13 protein-coding genes are annotated in these 16,788 nt (G+C 44.8%); 9 read left to right on the forward strand and 4 right to left on the reverse strand.

Annotated elements, in window-relative coordinates; all coding sequences use genetic code 11:
* Window positions 1–18: 18 nt before the first annotated feature.
* The 4 genes from ABQ275_RS22635 (at window position 19) to ABQ275_RS22650 (ending at window position 4,459) form a co-directional block, all read left to right on the forward strand.
* The gene (locus ABQ275_RS22635; protein WP_349315415.1) at window positions 19–2,103 is read left to right on the forward strand and encodes a histidine kinase; all 2,085 of its coding nucleotides are present in this window, start codon (window positions 19–21) and stop codon (window positions 2,101–2,103) included.
* Between the two features lie 35 nt (window positions 2,104–2,138).
* Window positions 2,139–2,891, forward strand: coding sequence for a response regulator (locus tag ABQ275_RS22640; protein WP_349315416.1), 753 nt, complete (start codon window positions 2,139–2,141; stop codon window positions 2,889–2,891).
* Between the two features lie 261 nt (window positions 2,892–3,152).
* Window positions 3,153–3,779, forward strand: coding sequence for a TetR/AcrR family transcriptional regulator (locus ABQ275_RS22645; protein WP_349315417.1), 627 nt, complete (start codon window positions 3,153–3,155; stop codon window positions 3,777–3,779).
* A gap of 74 nt (window positions 3,780–3,853) precedes the next feature.
* Complete coding sequence (locus ABQ275_RS22650; protein WP_349315418.1) at window positions 3,854–4,459, forward strand: outer membrane beta-barrel protein; 606 nt, start codon at window positions 3,854–3,856, stop codon at window positions 4,457–4,459.
* A gap of 153 nt (window positions 4,460–4,612) precedes the next feature.
* On the opposite strand, the gene rho is transcribed toward ABQ275_RS22650, so the two are convergent.
* Entirely contained in the window at window positions 4,613–6,322 is a 1,710-nt protein-coding gene (rho, locus tag ABQ275_RS22655; protein WP_349315419.1) for a transcription termination factor Rho, read from the reverse strand.
* Between the two features lie 463 nt (window positions 6,323–6,785).
* Here rho and asnS point away from each other — a divergent pair, with 463 nt between their 5' ends.
* From asnS to chrA, 4 genes are all read left to right on the forward strand, one after another.
* Window positions 6,786–8,225, forward strand: coding sequence for an asparagine--tRNA ligase (gene asnS / locus ABQ275_RS22660; RefSeq protein ID WP_349315420.1), 1,440 nt, complete (start codon window positions 6,786–6,788; stop codon window positions 8,223–8,225).
* A 357-nt stretch (window positions 8,226–8,582) separates the two neighbouring features.
* Complete coding sequence (locus ABQ275_RS22665; RefSeq protein WP_349315421.1) at window positions 8,583–9,113, forward strand: biopolymer transporter ExbD; 531 nt, start codon at window positions 8,583–8,585, stop codon at window positions 9,111–9,113.
* A gap of 47 nt (window positions 9,114–9,160) precedes the next feature.
* Entirely contained in the window at window positions 9,161–10,117 is a 957-nt protein-coding gene (locus ABQ275_RS22670) for a 2-oxoglutarate and iron-dependent oxygenase domain-containing protein (RefSeq protein ID WP_349315422.1), read from the forward strand.
* Window positions 10,118–10,494: 377 nt separating this feature from the next.
* The gene (chrA, locus tag ABQ275_RS22675; RefSeq protein WP_349318805.1) at window positions 10,495–11,655 is read left to right on the forward strand and encodes a chromate efflux transporter; all 1,161 of its coding nucleotides are present in this window, start codon (window positions 10,495–10,497) and stop codon (window positions 11,653–11,655) included.
* On the opposite strand, the gene ABQ275_RS22680 is transcribed toward chrA, so the two are convergent.
* From ABQ275_RS22680 to ABQ275_RS22690, 3 genes are read right to left on the reverse strand one after another with little or no spacing between them, the layout of a single operon-like run.
* Window positions 11,650–12,993, reverse strand: coding sequence for a sigma-54 dependent transcriptional regulator (locus tag ABQ275_RS22680; RefSeq protein WP_349315423.1), 1,344 nt, complete (start codon window positions 12,991–12,993; stop codon window positions 11,650–11,652). The genes chrA and ABQ275_RS22680 overlap by 6 nt on opposite strands.
* A gap of 19 nt (window positions 12,994–13,012) precedes the next feature.
* On the reverse strand, window positions 13,013–15,544 hold the full coding sequence (gene ligD, locus ABQ275_RS22685) for a DNA ligase D (RefSeq protein WP_349315424.1): 2,532 nt from the start codon (window positions 15,542–15,544) through the stop codon (window positions 13,013–13,015).
* Complete coding sequence (locus ABQ275_RS22690; RefSeq protein ID WP_349315425.1) at window positions 15,541–16,320, reverse strand: Ku protein; 780 nt, start codon at window positions 16,318–16,320, stop codon at window positions 15,541–15,543. Before ABQ275_RS22690 ends, ligD begins: the two co-directional genes overlap by 4 nt.
* Window positions 16,321–16,436: 116 nt before the next feature.
* Here ABQ275_RS22690 and ABQ275_RS22695 point away from each other — a divergent pair, with 116 nt between their 5' ends.
* Complete coding sequence (locus ABQ275_RS22695; protein WP_349315426.1) at window positions 16,437–16,784, forward strand: hypothetical protein; 348 nt, start codon at window positions 16,437–16,439, stop codon at window positions 16,782–16,784.
* The last annotated feature ends 4 nt before the right edge of the window (window positions 16,785–16,788 follow it).

Consider the following 16,788-nt stretch of genomic DNA (forward strand, 5'->3'; position numbering starts at 1 on the left):
AAATTTATATACCGCCTTGTGAAGCGCATTTTCCTAATGCTGTTGTTGTACTGTTACACTACAGGAGCCTTTGCCATTACCCGATACACTTTCATAGATACCCTGACAACAAACACCACGTTTGCTCCGGTAAATCTTGACGCGCGCCCTTATTTACAGGTACTTACCGATAAAACAGGGGAGCTTACCATACAACAGGTAGCCCAATTACCGTTTGCCCGTAACGGAGAGCTTTTTCATAATTATAAAAAGAATAACGGTAGTGAAAATAACTGCTGGCTGCGGCTATACATAAAAAATGAAGGCGCCCAGGAGATGTCTGCCATCCTCTTTGCAGGCTGGCACGACTATCTGTACTGGTATGAGCAGGCCCCCGGCGATACCAGCCGGCTGTTGATGCAAACCGGGCTGATGGTAGATAAAGGCGGGGTGGAAAGATGGGACCATTATGGTTTCAATATAAAAGTGCCCGCAGGGCAAACCCGTACTTACTATCTGCATATCATCAATAAATCATACAATGAAAATAAGCTGATGCCCACGTTTTTCAGCACGTATGCATTTGCGAACTTCCATAATACGCAGCTGGATATATACCGGAAAGAAGCAGCGGCCATCCTGGTATTACTGGGGATGCTCTTTGTTTTCCTCAGTATCTCTGTTATCAATTATATACAGCTGCCGGACAGGTCCTACATTTATTTTGCAGCGTATATCCTGGGGCTCATCCTGTTCTTTGCCCTGCAACTGGAAAGTAAACCATACCAGCTCTCGTTCTTTCACCAGTGGCCCATGCTCAAATATTACTGGGATATTCCGGGACTGCTGTTCTGTTTTTACCCCATGTACCTGTTATTCGGCAATACTTTCCTGAACCTGAAAGAACGCTATCCTTTTATGGAGCGCGTGTTTACCTGGGTAGCTGCTATCGTGGGCGGGTTGATCATCGTGTGTATGTATTGCATCTGGCAGGGACTATTTCACCTTCCGACGATTATTTACAGTTACGTATATTTCTGCACCCTTGTGCCGCTGCTGGCCGTATTTGTAGCACTGGCAAGACGTTCCCGGCATCATCCGCTGGTACGCTTTTTCCTGTACGGCTCCGTATGCCTGTACCTGGCTTGCCTGGGATCCTTTTTACTGCATCTCCGCCCGCTGGGCCTGATCAGTGCACTGGGAGAACTGGCTGCACCTACCATGCTGCTCATTGGCGGCGTATTGCTCCAGGCTATGTTTTTCCTCGCGGGATTAAGCTATCGTAATAAACTGGCCCATCATGAAAGAACCCGTACGCAGGAACTGCTTATTAAACAACTTAATAAGAATAAAGAGCTGCAACGTAAGCTGAACGAGCAACTGGAAGAACTGGTAAAAGAACAGACCACCGAAATCCTGCGCAAAAAACAGGAGCTGGAAGAACAAAGGAAAATACAACTGGAAACAGAATACGATAAGAAGCTTACAGAAATTGAACTGAAAGCCATCCGCGCACAAATAAATCCGCACTTTATTTTCAACTGCCTGAACTCCATTCAGTTGTTTGTTATGCAGCGCGATTATGAATATGCGCAGAAATACCTGTCGGATTTTTCTTACCTGATCCGTAAAACACTTGACTTTTCCCGTCGTAACTTTATATCACTGGCGGATGAGATCACTTATCTGAACACCTATCTGGGACTGGAAAAAATGCGTTTTGAAAACAGGATGGAATACGAACTGGTAGTAGATCCCGTTATCGCTACCGCGGAGTTGGAAATACCGGCCATGTTGCTGCAACCGTATGTGGAGAATGCCGTTAAACACGGCATGACCAACCAGCAACAGGCTATTGGCAAGCTTTCCATTCACTTCAACCAGGTAGCATCTGATATGCTGGAATGTGTGATTGCTGATAATGGAATCGGTATTGCCCGATCCAAATCATTACGTACACTGCCCCAACATCACCAGTCGTCGGGTATGGAGATCAGTCAGAACCGGGCCGAGCTGCTGAATAAAATGTATAATACAGAAATAGTGATAGAAATTATAGACCTGGCCGCTGAAAGCGAAGAAGGTAGTGGAACGGTCGTCAAAATATTAATACCACAGTTATAATCGTATATTCATAAACGTTAGTAAGCTACCTGCACATGATAAAGGCAGTTATAATCGATGATGAAAGAAACAGCCGGGATATTATTTCCCTCATGCTGGAAAAATATTGTCCGCATATAACGATTGCTGATACGGCATCCGACTGCGCTGAAGGCATTGCCAAGATTATTGAGCATCGTCCCGGACTGGTATTTCTTGATCTTGAAATGCCCGATGGCACCGGGTTTGATGTGCTCATGGGCACACAACCTGAAGTGGCCTTCGAGGCGGTTTTTGTAACCGCTTTTGAAAAGAAGTTCCTGCACGTGATCCGGTGCAGCGAAGTAGAGCTGATCTTAAAACCGATAGACAAAGAAAGCCTGTTACAGGCAGTAGACCTTATTAGCGCCCGCATTGCGGCCAACAGTAGTAAACATCGTTACGAGGTATTGCTGGAAAATTTCAATAATGTAAAGCATGCTTCCTGGAAGCTGCTGATCCCCACATCCGAGGAGGAAGCACATACCATTCTGCTGCCCGCAGTTGAATACCTGGAAGCACATATGGAAAACTGCATGTTCTGCCTGAGTTCCGGCGCATCCGTGCAGGCAGAGCGCCCCTTCCGTTATTATGCAGACCTTTTTTCTTCCCTTCGTTTTTACCAGATCAATAATATGCAGATGGTGCAGCTTTCCAACATCAGCCATATAGAACCCGGTGGTGGAAAAATAGTACTGAAAAGCGGGCGGATGCTGGATATTACGGAAAGACGGAAGAAAGATCTGTTAAGCAGAATGCAACATGAATAAGCGGGTGTTTTTTCGTTGACCCCTATCCGTTATTACATATTTTCCAATTTTTCGATCCTTCCATTTGACTTTATTCAATAAAACGGCGCTGTTTTTTGCTGACAGCGCCAGATTCCCCGTTTTCCTTCCTTTCTGATGTAATGCGCGTAGCATACGTAACTATTTCTTAACAAAAAAATTTGTGGGAATGGGTTTTGGTTGTACTTTTGACCCGTCAAACAAAATAGTCAGACAGTCAGACTACCCGTTGACAGCACATTTATGGCAGAACAGGACCAAAAACGAACTTTAATACTGGAAGCGGCATTGAAACGCTTCAAGCGGTTCGGATTGTCTAAAACTACCATGGAGGAGATCGCCAGGGATCTGGAGATTTCGAAAGGCTCTTTGTATTATTATTTTTCAGATAAGGAATCCATCTATATAGCGGTGGTGGAGCACATGATAGCCGATTGTTTTTTTGACATGCTGGCTTATGTAGACACAGCTCCTTCCACAACAGCCGTCATGGACCGGTACCTGGAGCTGAAAGAAAAAATGTTGCTGGAATATCACTTTCTGTTCGGTGTAAATGAATGGATCAGGGATAGACCTTCCAACCTGATGCGGCAAATAATTGAGCTGCTGCAACAGGTAGAGATATCTTTTCTTTCTGCTACGATCAAAAAAGGCATTTGCTGCGGTGAACTTAATGAAGACACCAACGCAGAAATGACCGCCCAGTTGTTAGTCAACGTATTATTCGGATTATGGGTAATATGGTGCAAATGGCAGGCAGCTGGCTTTGATCCCCACGACCGGAATGGGCTGCGATGCTTTATGGATCGCGAAAAGCAAGTACTCTCCATTTTTTTTAATGGACTAAGATATCGACCAGTAATCAACTAAGAATGGCTTTAATGTATGTAGAAGCATCAATGACCGCGTGAACAGTTTTAATGTATATTTAAATTTTACGAAAGATGAAAAAGTTGATTGTAATGGCCGCAGTAGTACTGTTTGGCTCACAAGTAGCTAAGGCACAGTTTTCAAAAGGCGATGTTATCCTGGGTGGAACTGTAAATGTAAGTACACAGTCTGTAAAAGCAAAAGACGCAGACGCAAAAAACACAACCACTTCATTTGGTGTTAGCCCTAAAGTAGGTCTGGCATTGAACCCTAACTGGGTAGTTGGTGTGTTCGCACAAACTCAGTTTGGATTCAACAAGAATGTAGCTGATGTTAAAACCAAAACCCTCGAAATTACACCGGGTTTATTTGTTCGTAACTACCACATGCTGGGTGAGAGCAAATTTGCATTCTTCGCAGAAGCAAATGCTGGTTATAGCTTTGGTAACACAAAAGTTGCTGACAACAAAATCAGCAGTTTCAATGGCTTTAACGTAAATGTACTGCCAGGTATCACTTACTTCGTTACTAAACACTTCATGATTGAAGGTTCTTTTGGTAGCCTGAGTTATGCCTACAACCAGAACAAATTAGAAGCAACTGGTGCTAAAACAAACACAAGCAGCTTTGATTTCAATTTCACTAAACAGTTAAACCTGGGTGTGAACTTCATATTTTAAGCATCAGTAGTTGATATTTTTACGAAAGATTGTTATAAGGTTAATCAGATCGGATAAGCCCCGCTGCAGTTTACTGTGGCGGGGCTTTGTTATTTCATAAAAAAATCCCGTCAGCATGCTGACGGGATTTTTCTTGTTAATTATCGTTATTGATTATCCATTCATGGAAATCAGGAACTCTTCATTGCTCTTGGTTCCACGCATATGCTGCAGCATGAAATGCATAGACTCATCGGTATTCATATCACCCAGGTGATTACGCAGGATGTGGATACGTTTGAGTGAATCTTTATCCAGTAACAGATCATCACGACGGGTAGAAGATGCAGAAACATCGATCGCCGGGAAGATACGTTTGTTAGCCAGTTTACGATCCAGCAGTAGTTCCATGTTACCGGTACCTTTAAACTCTTCAAAGATCACTTCATCCATTTTGGAACCGGTGTCTATCAAAGCAGTTGCGAGGATGGTAAGAGAACCACCGTGTTCTATTTTACGTGCAGCACCAAAGAATTGTTTTGGTTTCTGCATGGCATTGGCTTCCACACCACCGCTCAATACTTTACCGGATGCGGGAGCTACGGTATTGTGTGCCCTGGCCAGACGGGTAATGGAATCCAGCAGGATCACCACATCGTGTCCGCACTCTACCAGGCGCTTTGCTTTCTGCAATGCGATGGCAGATACTTTCACGTGTTTTTCAGCAGGTTCGTCAAAGGTAGAAGCGATTACTTCCGCTTTCACACTACGTTCCATATCTGTTACCTCTTCCGGGCGTTCATCGATCAGTACTACCATCAGGTAAATTTCCGGATGGTTGGTAGCGATAGCGTTGGCCACTTCTTTCAGCAACATGGTTTTACCTACCTTGGGTTGCGCAACGATGAGTCCGCGCTGACCTTTACCGATAGGCGTAAACATATCCATGATACGCGTAGAGTAGTTATTGGAAGTAGTGACTAATCTTAATTTTTCGAAAGGAAACAACGGTGTCAGGTAATCGAAAGGTACACGGTCGCGTACTTCTTCCGGAGATTTACCATTGATGGTTTCTACTTTCAGTAAAGCGAAATATTTTTCCCCTTCTTTAGGTGGGCGCACAGCGCCTTTCACAGTATCACCGGTTTTGAGGCCGAAGAGTTTTATTTGTGAAGGAGATACATAAATATCATCGGGTGAACTGAGATAGTTATAGTCGGAAGAGCGGAGGAAACCGTAGCCATCAGGCATCATTTCCAGTACGCCTTCACTTACGATAATACCATCAAATTCTATATTGAAATTCGCTTCTTTCTTAGGGTAGCGGGGCTTTTGAGCGGCCGGGGCTACTGTTTCCGTGCCATCGGGGATTACGAAATCATCGTCATCGTCGTCTTCGTCCTCTTCTTCAGCTACAGGAGCAGGTACAGTTTCTTCCACTTCATCTTCTGTAAATGAAGGAATGATGATATCATCATCATCATCAAAAGTGAGTGATGGAATGCTGTCCAGATCTATATCAAAGTCTTTTATTTTGGATTTGGAAGATGTTCCTTGTGTTTCTTCTGTGTCTGTATCTTTTGCTTTGGCACTGGTAACTTTCCTGGTAACTTTTTTTGCGGCTGGTTTTTCTTCAACGTTGTTAGATGGTTCTTCAGCAACGTTATTAGCTTCGTCTTTCTTTACAGGTTTGCGTTTGCGTGATTTCTTTTCTTCTCCGTTGGACTGGTTATCTTCTGAGGCCATTACCGCTTGCTTGTCAAGAATTTTGTAGATAAGGTCCTGTTTGTTCAGTTTTTTTGCGTTGGGAACATCAAGCTTCTCTGCAATATCAAGCAGCTCAGGAACGAGCATGTCGTTCAATTGTAAGATGTCGTACATCATCTGTGTTGTCAAATTTTAGAAGTGTTGTGAGGCGGGTACCACTGCATACCAACATACACCAATTACAAATAATTGTTTTTGCGTCAAGAAATTTAATTTGATTATTAAATTTGATAGGGAATGATTGAGTTTAGGAACTGCTGATGAAGATGATTAAAGAACTTAATCAGGCAGATTATAACGCAAGATTAAAACAAGTTTTATTATTCTCCAAAAAAATTTAACCTCAGATCCCCCGTAGTTCCCCATTGTACTGCAATTACAGGTAGGCTCCCCAGGCTGCAAAAGAGTGGCAGCGGGACCCTCAATCATCCCCTGAATCATATGATATTTTCTATATTATATCGATTTTTAACATTTCATTTACAAAGGAAACCGGTAATTATCTTGCCGGAGGTCCAAATATCAGGTTATGGACTATGAAGTTTTACACTTATTTTTGCAGTCCTAAAATTAAAATTTTATGAGCCAAAGAGTGAAAGTCAAGCAAATCTTGTCGGACGACAAGGCGCATTATGAAGTAACGGTAAAAGGTTGGGTGCGGTCATTCCGCAACAACCAGTTTATAACGTTGAACGATGGCTCTACCAATAATAATTTACAAGTAGTTATTGATACTGAAAATACGGATGCAGCCCTGCTGAAACGCATTACCACAGGCGCTTCCATCTGCGCAAAAGGAGAGATCATTCCCTCACTGGGTAAAGGCCAGAAAGTAGAGCTGAAAGCTACTACCCTGGAAATACTGGGCGACTGTGATCCTGAAAAATATCCTTTGCAGCTGAAAAACAGGCCCAGCCTGGAATACCTGCGTGAAATCGCTCATCTGCGTTTCCGTACCAATACTTTTGGCGCTATCTTCCGGGTACGCCATGCGTTAGCATTTGCCGTGCACAAGTTCTTTAACGAGCGCGGCTTTGTATACCTGCATACGCCTATCATCACTGCATCTGACGCTGAAGGCGCTGGTGAAATGTTCCGTGTAACCACCCTGGACATGAACAAACCACCCCGCACAGAAGCCGGCGATATTGATTACAAAGAAGACTTCTTTGGCAAGTCAACCAACCTCACCGTATCCGGCCAGCTGGAAGGCGAACTGGGTGCTATGGCCTTTGGTGATATCTATACTTTCGGACCCACTTTCCGCGCTGAAAATTCCAACACCGCCCGCCACCTCGCTGAGTTCTGGATGGTAGAGCCGGAAATGGCCTTCTACGAACTGGAAGATAATATGGACCTGGCGGAAGCCTTCATCAAATCCATCATCGGATATGTATTGGAGCATAACCGCGATGACCTCGACTTCCTGGCTTCCCGCCTTGTGGAAGAGGATAAACAAAAACCACAACAGGAACGCAGTGAAATGGGGCTGCTGGAAAAGCTGGAGTTTGTATTACACAACGAATTTGTACGTATTACCTACACAGAAGCTATTGACATCCTGCAAAACAGCAAACATAACAGGAACAAGAAGTTCCAGTACCTCATTGAAGGCTGGGGCGCCGACCTGCAAAGCGAACACGAGCGTTATCTCGTAGAAAAGCACTTTAAGAAACCGGTGATCCTCACTGATTATCCTAAAGAAATCAAGTCTTTCTACATGAAGCTGAATGAGGATAACAAAACCGTCAGGGCTATGGATATCCTGTTTCCCGGCATCGGTGAAATGGTAGGCGGATCACAACGTGAAGAAGACTACGACAAACTGGTTAAACGCATGGAAGAAATGCACATACCCGTAGAAGAACTAAGCTGGTACCTGGATACACGCCGTTTTGGTACTGCTCCGCACGCCGGCTTTGGTCTTGGTTTCGAACGCATGATGCTCTTTATAACCGGTATGGGCAATATCCGCGACGTTATACCTTTCCCAAGAACACCAAAGAACGCCGAACACTAGACCAGGATTAGCAGGATTTTTAGGATTAGCAGGATGGGTGTTTTGTTTTTACAGATGCTGATTAATAAGATTAAATGGCGGATTATTTTATTTTTTATAAACCCCGTACAGGCATGGCTCGTACGGGGTTTTATTTTTTATTCCGATGAATAAAAGTTATTCAAACAGTTTTCTTTATCTCAGAAAAAAAATAAAAATAAAACACCCATCCTTGTAAATCCTGGCAATCTTGGTAAATTCTGGTATGGAATTTTAACGCTCCCACATCTCTATAGTAATGATTCATTATCTCAAATAAAAAGACAACAAAACACCCATCCCGGTAATCCTTATTAATCTTGATAATCCTGGTAACTTATGGCAGATATGGATACGCAATCTCCCGGTGGCCGCCACGGCGGGAAGGGAACCACCAGTACTAAAAAATCTACACGTGTCGATATGACACCAATGGTAGATCTGGGCTTTTTACTGATCACTTTTTTTATGCTTACCACCACGATGACAAAGCCCAAAACCATGGAACTTATAATGCCCCGGAGTGACGGCGATCCGATGCCGTTGTCCGATAAAAAAGCCCTGACAGTGATCTTAGGGCCGGACAACCGTATTGCCTGGTATGAAGGTATCGGCGATGATCCCGCTATGCCGCCGCAGGTCAACTATACCAGCTTCGCCAATAAAAATGGCATCCGTGATGTCATCATCCGGAAAAAGGAAGCGGTATACCGCGCCTCTCATAAAAACGAACTGATGATCCTCATCAAAGCCGATAAAGCCGCGCATTATGAAAATGTGGTGGATATCATGGACGAGATGCTGATCAACCAGGTAAGCCGGTATGCAATAGTAGATATCGGGTTGAAAGAAGCGGCGTATTTTCAGTAGCTGGATTAAGATTAAACGTACCTTTATTGCTCCAAAACAATATAGATATGGCAATTACCCACTCCATTCCTTCCGTGGATCTCGCAGATTTCACATCCGGTGACGCAGGACGCAAAGCCGCCTTCGTGCAGCAACTGGGAAAAGCTTATGAAGACGTTGGTTTTGTAGCGGTAAAGAATCATGGTATTCCTGATGAACTGATTGCAGACCTCTACAATTATGTACAACAGTTTTTTAAGCTCCCCGCCGAAACCAAACATAAATACGAACTCCCGGAACTGGCCGGACAACGGGGCTATACTTCCTTCGGTAAAGAACACGCCAAAGGATACGATGCACCGGACCTGAAAGAGTTTTTTCAGTTCGGACAAACAGTAGAAGATAATGATCCGGTAAGTGCTGAATATCCGCCGAATGTACAGGTAGAAGAAGTACCTGCTTTTACACCTACTTTCTTTAAAGCCTATCGCGGTTTTGAAAAATCAGGTAGCTACCTGTTGCAGGCAATTGCCCTGTTCCTGGGATTGGACGAACACTATTTTGACAGTAAAATACATAATGGTAATTCTATCCTGAGAGCGATCCACTACCCTCCTATTACACAGGAGCCCAAATCGGCTATCAGGGCGGAACAACATGAAGATATAAACCTTATTACCTTGTTGGTAGGCGCTTCTGCTGACGGCTTACAGATCCTGGACAAACAGGATAACTGGGTACCTGTTACCTCTTTACCGGAACAGATTGTGGTAAACGTAGGAGATATGCTACAACGTCTTACAAATAACCGCTTAAAATCTACTACGCACCGTGTAGTAAATCCGCCCCGTGAAATGTGGAATACATCCCGTTACTCTATTCCTTTCTTCCTGCATCCAAAATCAGACATGAAACTGGATTGCCTGGAGAACTGTGTCACCACAGAGCATCCGCTGGCGTATGAGCCTATAACAGCCGGCCAGTACCTCGACGAGCGTTTACGCGAAATTGGATTAAAGAAATAAGGGGTGTCCGAAAACAAAGATATTCTCATATTTAAGTCCCGGCAAGCACGCTTACCGGGACTTTGCATATATTCTACTTATGGGGCAAATCTTGATCATTCATCGGTTTCTCAATATGGTTATTCTTTTAATCCGGGCACTTTGCATGCCGGTGGGTTATGCGAGTTGAGTTGAAGCTCAACACAACGGATAAAAGGCCATATTCGTTATAATATTTACCCATATTACAAGTATTGTGCCTTTATTAACTTTGCTTGTTAGCTTTATTAGCAACGCTGTTGTATTTTGTCCCGGTATTTCATTAACTTATTGAATCTCCAGGCAGTATTCACTTTAAAATAACTGTGTTTCTACGTCATATACCTTTTCTCAAAGCGGTGCTATTGCATAGCATTACAGCCTACGGTGGTCCGCAAGGTCATCTGGCAATGATGATAAAGACATTCGTACATCAGCGCAAAGATGTGACGGAAGAAGAGCTGATGGAGTATAATGCGTTCTGCCAACTGTTGCCGGGCGCATCCTCTTCTCAAACCCTTACATTAATAGGCTATAAGCGTGGTGGTGCATGGCTGGCCATCGCTACCCTGCTGATATGGATTACACCGGCCTGTTTGCTGATGGGCTCTCTGAGTTTTTTGCTGCAATACTTTGATAAACGGGCACTGCAAACTGATATTTTCAAATACGTACAGCCGATGGCGGTAGGCTTCCTCGCCTATGGTGGAACGCGGGCTTTCAAGATCAGCATTAATAACGTGGCTACCTTCATTATCATGGTGGTGGCTATGTTTTCCACCTTCTATCTCAAATCACCATGGACATTTCCCGCATTGATCATATTAGGCGGTATCGTTTCCAATTTCAGTAACAAGCGTATTCCTGATCTTACAGAGAAACCGAGGAAGATCCAATGGGGTAATATATGGTTGTTCGTTTCAGTTTTTGTACTGGCGGGTGTTTTCTCCGAGCTTGCGCGTTCTCATGAGTGGATCACGCGAAGGCCGTTTAACCTCTTTGAAAACTTTTATCGTTTCGGCAGTCTTGTGTTTGGTGGGGGCGATATCCTCATCGCTATGATGCTGGAACAATATGTAACCCGCGCCAAGTCGCAATTTCTCACCGCAGAAGAGCTGTTGACAGGCGCCGGTATTATGCGTGCCCTCCCCGGTCCTACGTTCTCCATTTCTGCCTATGTAGGCGGTATGGCTATGCGTAACCTGGGCACAGGTTACCAGTTTCTGGGCTGTGTGCTGGCTCCTGTAGCCATTTTCCTGCCGAGTCTTTTGCTGGTGTTATTCTTCTTTCCCATATGGCATAACCTGAAAAAACATGTAGTCATTTACCGCGCACTGGAAGGGATCAACGCGGTAGTGGTAGGTATTATGTGGGCAGCCACCTTTATCCTCTTCTCTGCCATCCCTGTCAACTGGTACAACCTGCTGATTATGGCAAGTACGCTGGCATTGCTCACCATCACCAGGCTGCCATCGCCATTTATCGTACTGGCGTGCCTGTTATTAGGCTGGTTATTATAATGTGGTGAGATTATATTCCCGGATCTTATTGTACAGCGTAGTGAGGCCGATGTCCAGCAATTCAGCGGCTTTTGTTTTGTTGCCTTTAACATGGGCCAACACCCTGGAGATATGTTTTTTCTCCATATCCGCCAGGCGCATGGAGGAATGATCATCTCCCATACCCTGTTGAAAATCAAAAGGCAAAGTGGGCGTATCCAGTATATCCGTATCCGTTAGAATGGCAGCTCTTTCAATCACGTTGCGCAGTTCCCGGATATTACCTTTCCAGCTATGCTGCTGTAATGCCTGGAGGAAAGCGGGGGTCATGCCGGTGATACGTTTATTCATCCTGGGTGCAAACTGCTGTATGAACCAGGTGGCCAGTAAGGGAATATCTTTTCTACGCTCATTGAGGGAAGGCAGCGGGATCTGGAAAACCGACAACCGGTAAAACAGGTCTTCCCGGAAACGTCCTGCAGCAATCTCCTGTTCCAGGTTACGGTTGGTAGCGGCTATAATACGTACATCCGTTTTAGTGGGTTTGGGTTCGCCCACCCGGTAGAACTCCTGTGTTTCTAATACGCGCAGCATTTTGGCCTGCAATTCTACCGGCATTTCACCGATTTCATCGAGGAAGATGGTACCGCCGCGGGCTTCTTCAAAAAATCCTTTTTTATCTTTTATCGCTCCTGTAAATGCGCCTGCCACATGGCCAAACAATTCGCTCTCCAGGATGTCTTTCGCGAAGGCGCTACAGTTTACCGCCACAAAGGGCTGTTGGCGGCGATTACTGCCCTGGTGGATCGCATGTGCAAACACTTCCTTGCCGGCACCGGTTTCGCCCAGCAACAGTACGGTCATGTCTGATGGCGCCACCTTCTCCGCCAATGCGATAGCGGCCTTGATTTCCGGAGATACCCCCAGTATATTGTCAAAATTATATTTACCACTGATCTTTTTCTCCAGGTCGCGGATGCGGAATTGCAGGGTAGCCTTATCCATAGCCTTACTCACCAGGGGCAGAATACGGTTGTTGTCATCTCCTTTGGTGATGTAGTCAAACGCACCGTTTTTAATTGCCTGCACCCCATCCGTAATATTTCCGTAGGCAGTGAGTACGATGGTTTCTATATCGGGATAGGCGGCCCGGATCACCTGTACCAGCTCCACGCCATTACCATCCGGCAATTTTACATCGGAGAGCACCACGCGGATCTCTTCCCTTTCCAGGAGTTTCAAAGCAGACCGCACATCCGGCGCCTCATGCAGCGTATACCCTTCCAATACCAGTAAGCGGCTTAATAGCTTCCGCAACTGATCTTCATCATCAATAATTAAAATGTGACCTTTAGACATAGCCCTGCAAAGATAGGGGCTATCCTTCTTTTGAAGCAGTACTTTTCTGATGTTCCCGGAGTACCTTGCGTAAATCGTTCTTACTGTTTTGTATATCTTTCCATAAGTCGCCGGTTTCGTTTATCCGGTCCAGTGAGTTGAAGATATCAAAGTCTGTCATGCGCAGGTTTTCATTTACTTCTTCCCACTGAAGTGGCATAGATACGGTAGCTCCCGGCTTGGGCCGCGCAGAATAAGGAGCAGCCACTGTTTGTCCCCGGCTGTTCTGCAAAAAATCTATGTATACCCGTTTATTCCTGCTGGCCTTATTCCTGATTACGCTTGTGGTCTTGGGCAGTTCTTTGTTTACCCCGCGTGCTACAAATTCCGCAAAAAGGCGTCCCGTTTCATAACTGTATTTTGCCCCGGTGGGGATATAAATATGCAACCCGGTAGAACCGGATGTTTTGCAAAAGCTGTTGACCTTCAGGGTATCCAGTGCAGCCTTGATATGCTGGGCTGTTTCCACCACATATTTAAAATCGATGTTTTCGGGATCAAGGTCCAGCACAATATAATCGGGGTTATCCAGCGTACGGACACGCGATAGCCAGGGATTTATTTCAATGCAGCCCAGGTTCACCATATAAGCCAGTGTGGCTTCATTGTTACATACAAGATAATCTACATTCTTGCTGGTAGAAGCGGAATGCAGCGGCACACTTTTGATCCAGGCAGGCGTTTGTTCCAGGTCCAGGTCCTTTTGGTAAAAGGCCGTTCCCGTGATGCCATTGGGAAACCGGTGTAGCGACTGGGGTCTGTCTTTGAGATGCGGAAGAATAAATTTTGCTACTGACAGATAATAATCGATCAGCTGTCCCTTTGTTATTTTTTCTTTTGGGAAGTAGATTTTTTGTTGATTGGTAAGCGGCACCTTTTTGCCGTTTAATGTTAACTCGCGGTCTTTTTCAATGGTAGTAGCCATGGTAATTTTTTTTGCAGTTTCCGGATGTACTTCTTTCGCCGGCTTGTCTTCACGAAGACCCAGGAGGATAGGCTGCCGCAGATTTCCACCTGATGTCCAGTCAGCAAATTTAACCTGGCATACCAGCTCCGGTTTTACCCAGGTAACCGGCATGTTTGTTTTGACAGGCGCCTTAAAAGGGGAAGACGACCGTACCAAAGGTTGCAGGCGCTTGTATAAATCGTTGATCATTGCTTCATTCAATCCACCTCCACAGTGGCCAATATATTTCAGTTCCTTATCCTCATACAAGCCCAGTACCAACGCGCCTATTTTCTTCCTGCTGCCCCTGGGTGCGGTATAGCCGCAGATAAGCGCCTCCTGTTCATTCACAATTTTAATCTTCAGCCACGACATGGATCGCCGTCCTTCTTCGTACACACCATCGCTCCTTTTTGCAATGATCCCCTCCCACTGTTGCTGCTGTGCTTTCTTAAAAAAGGCTTTGCCCGTTTTAAGTACATGCGATGAGTATATGACCGTTTTATTCCGGAGTTGATCTACTATATCTTTAAGCAGGCTCTTACGCTCCAGCAGCGAAAGCTGTTGCAATTCATTGCCGTTAAGATGCAGCAGATCAAATACGGCATATACCAGCTTCTCTTTGCCGGTTGTTTTATATTGCTGTAGCGACTGGAAATCCGATTTACCGTTTTTCCCCATTACCAGGATCTCGCCATCCAGTACCACATTATGCGCAATATTCTCCACAGCAGCTACCACTGCCGGGTAATCTTTATTAAAGTTTTTTTCATTGCGGGAGTACAGTGATACAATACCCTGCTCTACACTGGCGATAGCCCTGTAGCCATCCCACTTGGTTTCAAAAAGCCAGTCATCGCCATCAAAGGGAGCGTCCACAAGTGTGGCCAGCATGGGTTTATAGACTTTTTTGATCCGTTCCGGCTTTTTACTTTTTACCGGTTTTTCTTCCGGTGCCGGCGTACGGATTACTGATTTTTTTTTTGACGCCTTCTTTGTGGCTTCTTTTTCTTTTAACCCGCGGAGTTTAATGCGCTCCGGCGTATAGTCTTCACTGTTATATTCTGCTACTGCATATTTATCACGGTGTTTGATCAATAGCCAGGCATTTTCTTCCCGTCCTTTCATTTTCACCAGCGCAAATTCTCCCTTCAGTTTCTTCCCTTTCATCACTATCTTCAGATCCCCCGTTTTGATTTCCTTCAGGGCTGTTTTATCAAAGTCGGTTCCATCGGCATTCATTAGTTCATACGTGCCTTTATCCCAGATATAAACAGTGCCGGCGCCGTAGTTTCCGGCAGGTATAGTCCCTTCAAAATCCTTATAATCATAAGGGTGGTCCTCTACTTCCATCGCCAGTCTTTTATCTTCCGGATTCATGGAAGGTCCTTTCGGGACGGCCCAGCTTTTCAGCACACCCGCCACTTCCAGTCTGAAATCATAATGCAATCGCGACGCATGATGACGCTGCACAACGAAAACATGTTTTCCCTTCTCCGCCTTTCCTGCAACGGGTTCGGTTGTTTCTGTAAAGTTCCGTTTCTGTTTATATTTTGATAAGCTCATGATGCACGTTTTTTACCAGGCTTGGCCAGACTTGCTTTCAACTGATCAAAGAGTTCATCATTCTTTGTATGCACTACATGCATTTTCTTCACCACTGTTTTCTTGCCGCTGGCTTTAGCTTTAATGATCTTCAGCAGTTCGGCTTTATATTCATCTTTAAACTGGCTGATATCAAATTTCGCGGTGTATTGCTTTACCAGTTCCATCGCCATATCCAGCTCCTTTTTTGCCAGTTGTGTACCGGCCGGAATGGACAGGTCTTCCGAAGAACGGATCTCTTCTTCAAAACGCAATTGATGCAGGAGCAAATAATTTTCGCGTGGCCTGACAACAGACAAGTGTTCCTGTGAGCGCAGTACAAAGCGGCTGAGGCCAGCTTTGCCTGTTTTTTCAAGGGTTTTGAGCAACAGTTGATACGCCTTTTCCCCGCCTTTGGCGGGCTCAATGTAGTAAGGTGATTCGAAGTAAATATCATCGATCTCCTGCTCTTCTACAAAGGATTCAATTTCTATGATCTTGCTTTTCCGGGGGCTGGCTGCTTCAAAGTCTTCATCTTCCAGTACCACATACTCATCGTTATACAAGTATCCTTTTACAATCTGCTCCCATGGCACTTCTTTGCCGGTGCTTTCGCTAACACGTTTAAACTTTATGTGGGCCAGTGTTTTACTGTCCAGCATATCCAGGTCCAGCCGGCTATCCTGCGTGGCACTGTATAACTTCACCGGTATATTTACCAGTCCGAAGCCTATTGATCCTGACCAGATTGCTCGCATGATGTAATAGTTTTGGTGATACATTAATGTTAACACAAATGGTACCAGTGTATCTCTGTTGCCCACACATCGCGGCATAAATTTTGGCTTTACCCTTTTAACTAAAAACCCTTTTTATGGAAAAGCCAGGAGAAATGACAACACTTACACGCGTACTCGAAAAATTGCATGAAAAAGGCTTTGATCATGAGCTAAGGATGAGTGATCATGGCAGAATGCAATCGCCGGACAATCAAAAAATCTATAATCCGGAAGATCTGCTCATCATTAAAACCTATCGCTTTGAAGGGGAGTCTGATCCATCCGATTCATCCATTTTATATGTAATGGAAGACCAGGAAGGCAATAAGGGCTATGTGCTGGATGCCTATGGCGCCTATTCTTCCCATGAGGAAGCGGGGTTTAATGAATTTATGCAGAAAATTAAAGTTGAAGACAGAGAAGAACAGATGTTGTTTGAATAAAAAA

The sequence above is a fragment of the Chitinophaga sp. MM2321 genome (assembly GCF_964033635.1).
GTDB lineage: Bacteria > Bacteroidota > Bacteroidia > Chitinophagales > Chitinophagaceae > Chitinophaga.

What these genes read in the sequence shown, in the direction of transcription:
- ABQ275_RS22680 (WP_349315423.1), bottom strand. Translation starts at nt 12,993, where the DNA reads ATGTCTAAAGGTCACATTTTAATTATTGATGATGAAGATCAGTTGCGG.
- ABQ275_RS22670 (WP_349315422.1), top strand. Translation starts at nt 9,161, where the DNA reads ATGGCAATTACCCACTCCATTCCTTCCGTGGATCTCGCAGATTTCACA.
- ABQ275_RS22645 (WP_349315417.1), top strand. Translation starts at nt 3,153, where the DNA reads ATGGCAGAACAGGACCAAAAACGAACTTTAATACTGGAAGCGGCATTG.
- ABQ275_RS22650 (WP_349315418.1), top strand. Translation starts at nt 3,854, where the DNA reads ATGAAAAAGTTGATTGTAATGGCCGCAGTAGTACTGTTTGGCTCACAA.
- ABQ275_RS22690 (WP_349315425.1), bottom strand. Translation starts at nt 16,320, where the DNA reads ATGCGAGCAATCTGGTCAGGATCAATAGGCTTCGGACTGGTAAATATA.
- rho (WP_349315419.1), bottom strand. Translation starts at nt 6,322, where the DNA reads ATGATGTACGACATCTTACAATTGAACGACATGCTCGTTCCTGAGCTG.
- asnS (WP_349315420.1), top strand. Translation starts at nt 6,786, where the DNA reads ATGAGCCAAAGAGTGAAAGTCAAGCAAATCTTGTCGGACGACAAGGCG.
- ABQ275_RS22665 (WP_349315421.1), top strand. Translation starts at nt 8,583, where the DNA reads ATGGCAGATATGGATACGCAATCTCCCGGTGGCCGCCACGGCGGGAAG.
- ligD (WP_349315424.1), bottom strand. Translation starts at nt 15,544, where the DNA reads ATGAGCTTATCAAAATATAAACAGAAACGGAACTTTACAGAAACAACC.
- ABQ275_RS22695 (WP_349315426.1), top strand. Translation starts at nt 16,437, where the DNA reads ATGGAAAAGCCAGGAGAAATGACAACACTTACACGCGTACTCGAAAAA.
- ABQ275_RS22640 (WP_349315416.1), top strand. Translation starts at nt 2,139, where the DNA reads ATGATAAAGGCAGTTATAATCGATGATGAAAGAAACAGCCGGGATATT.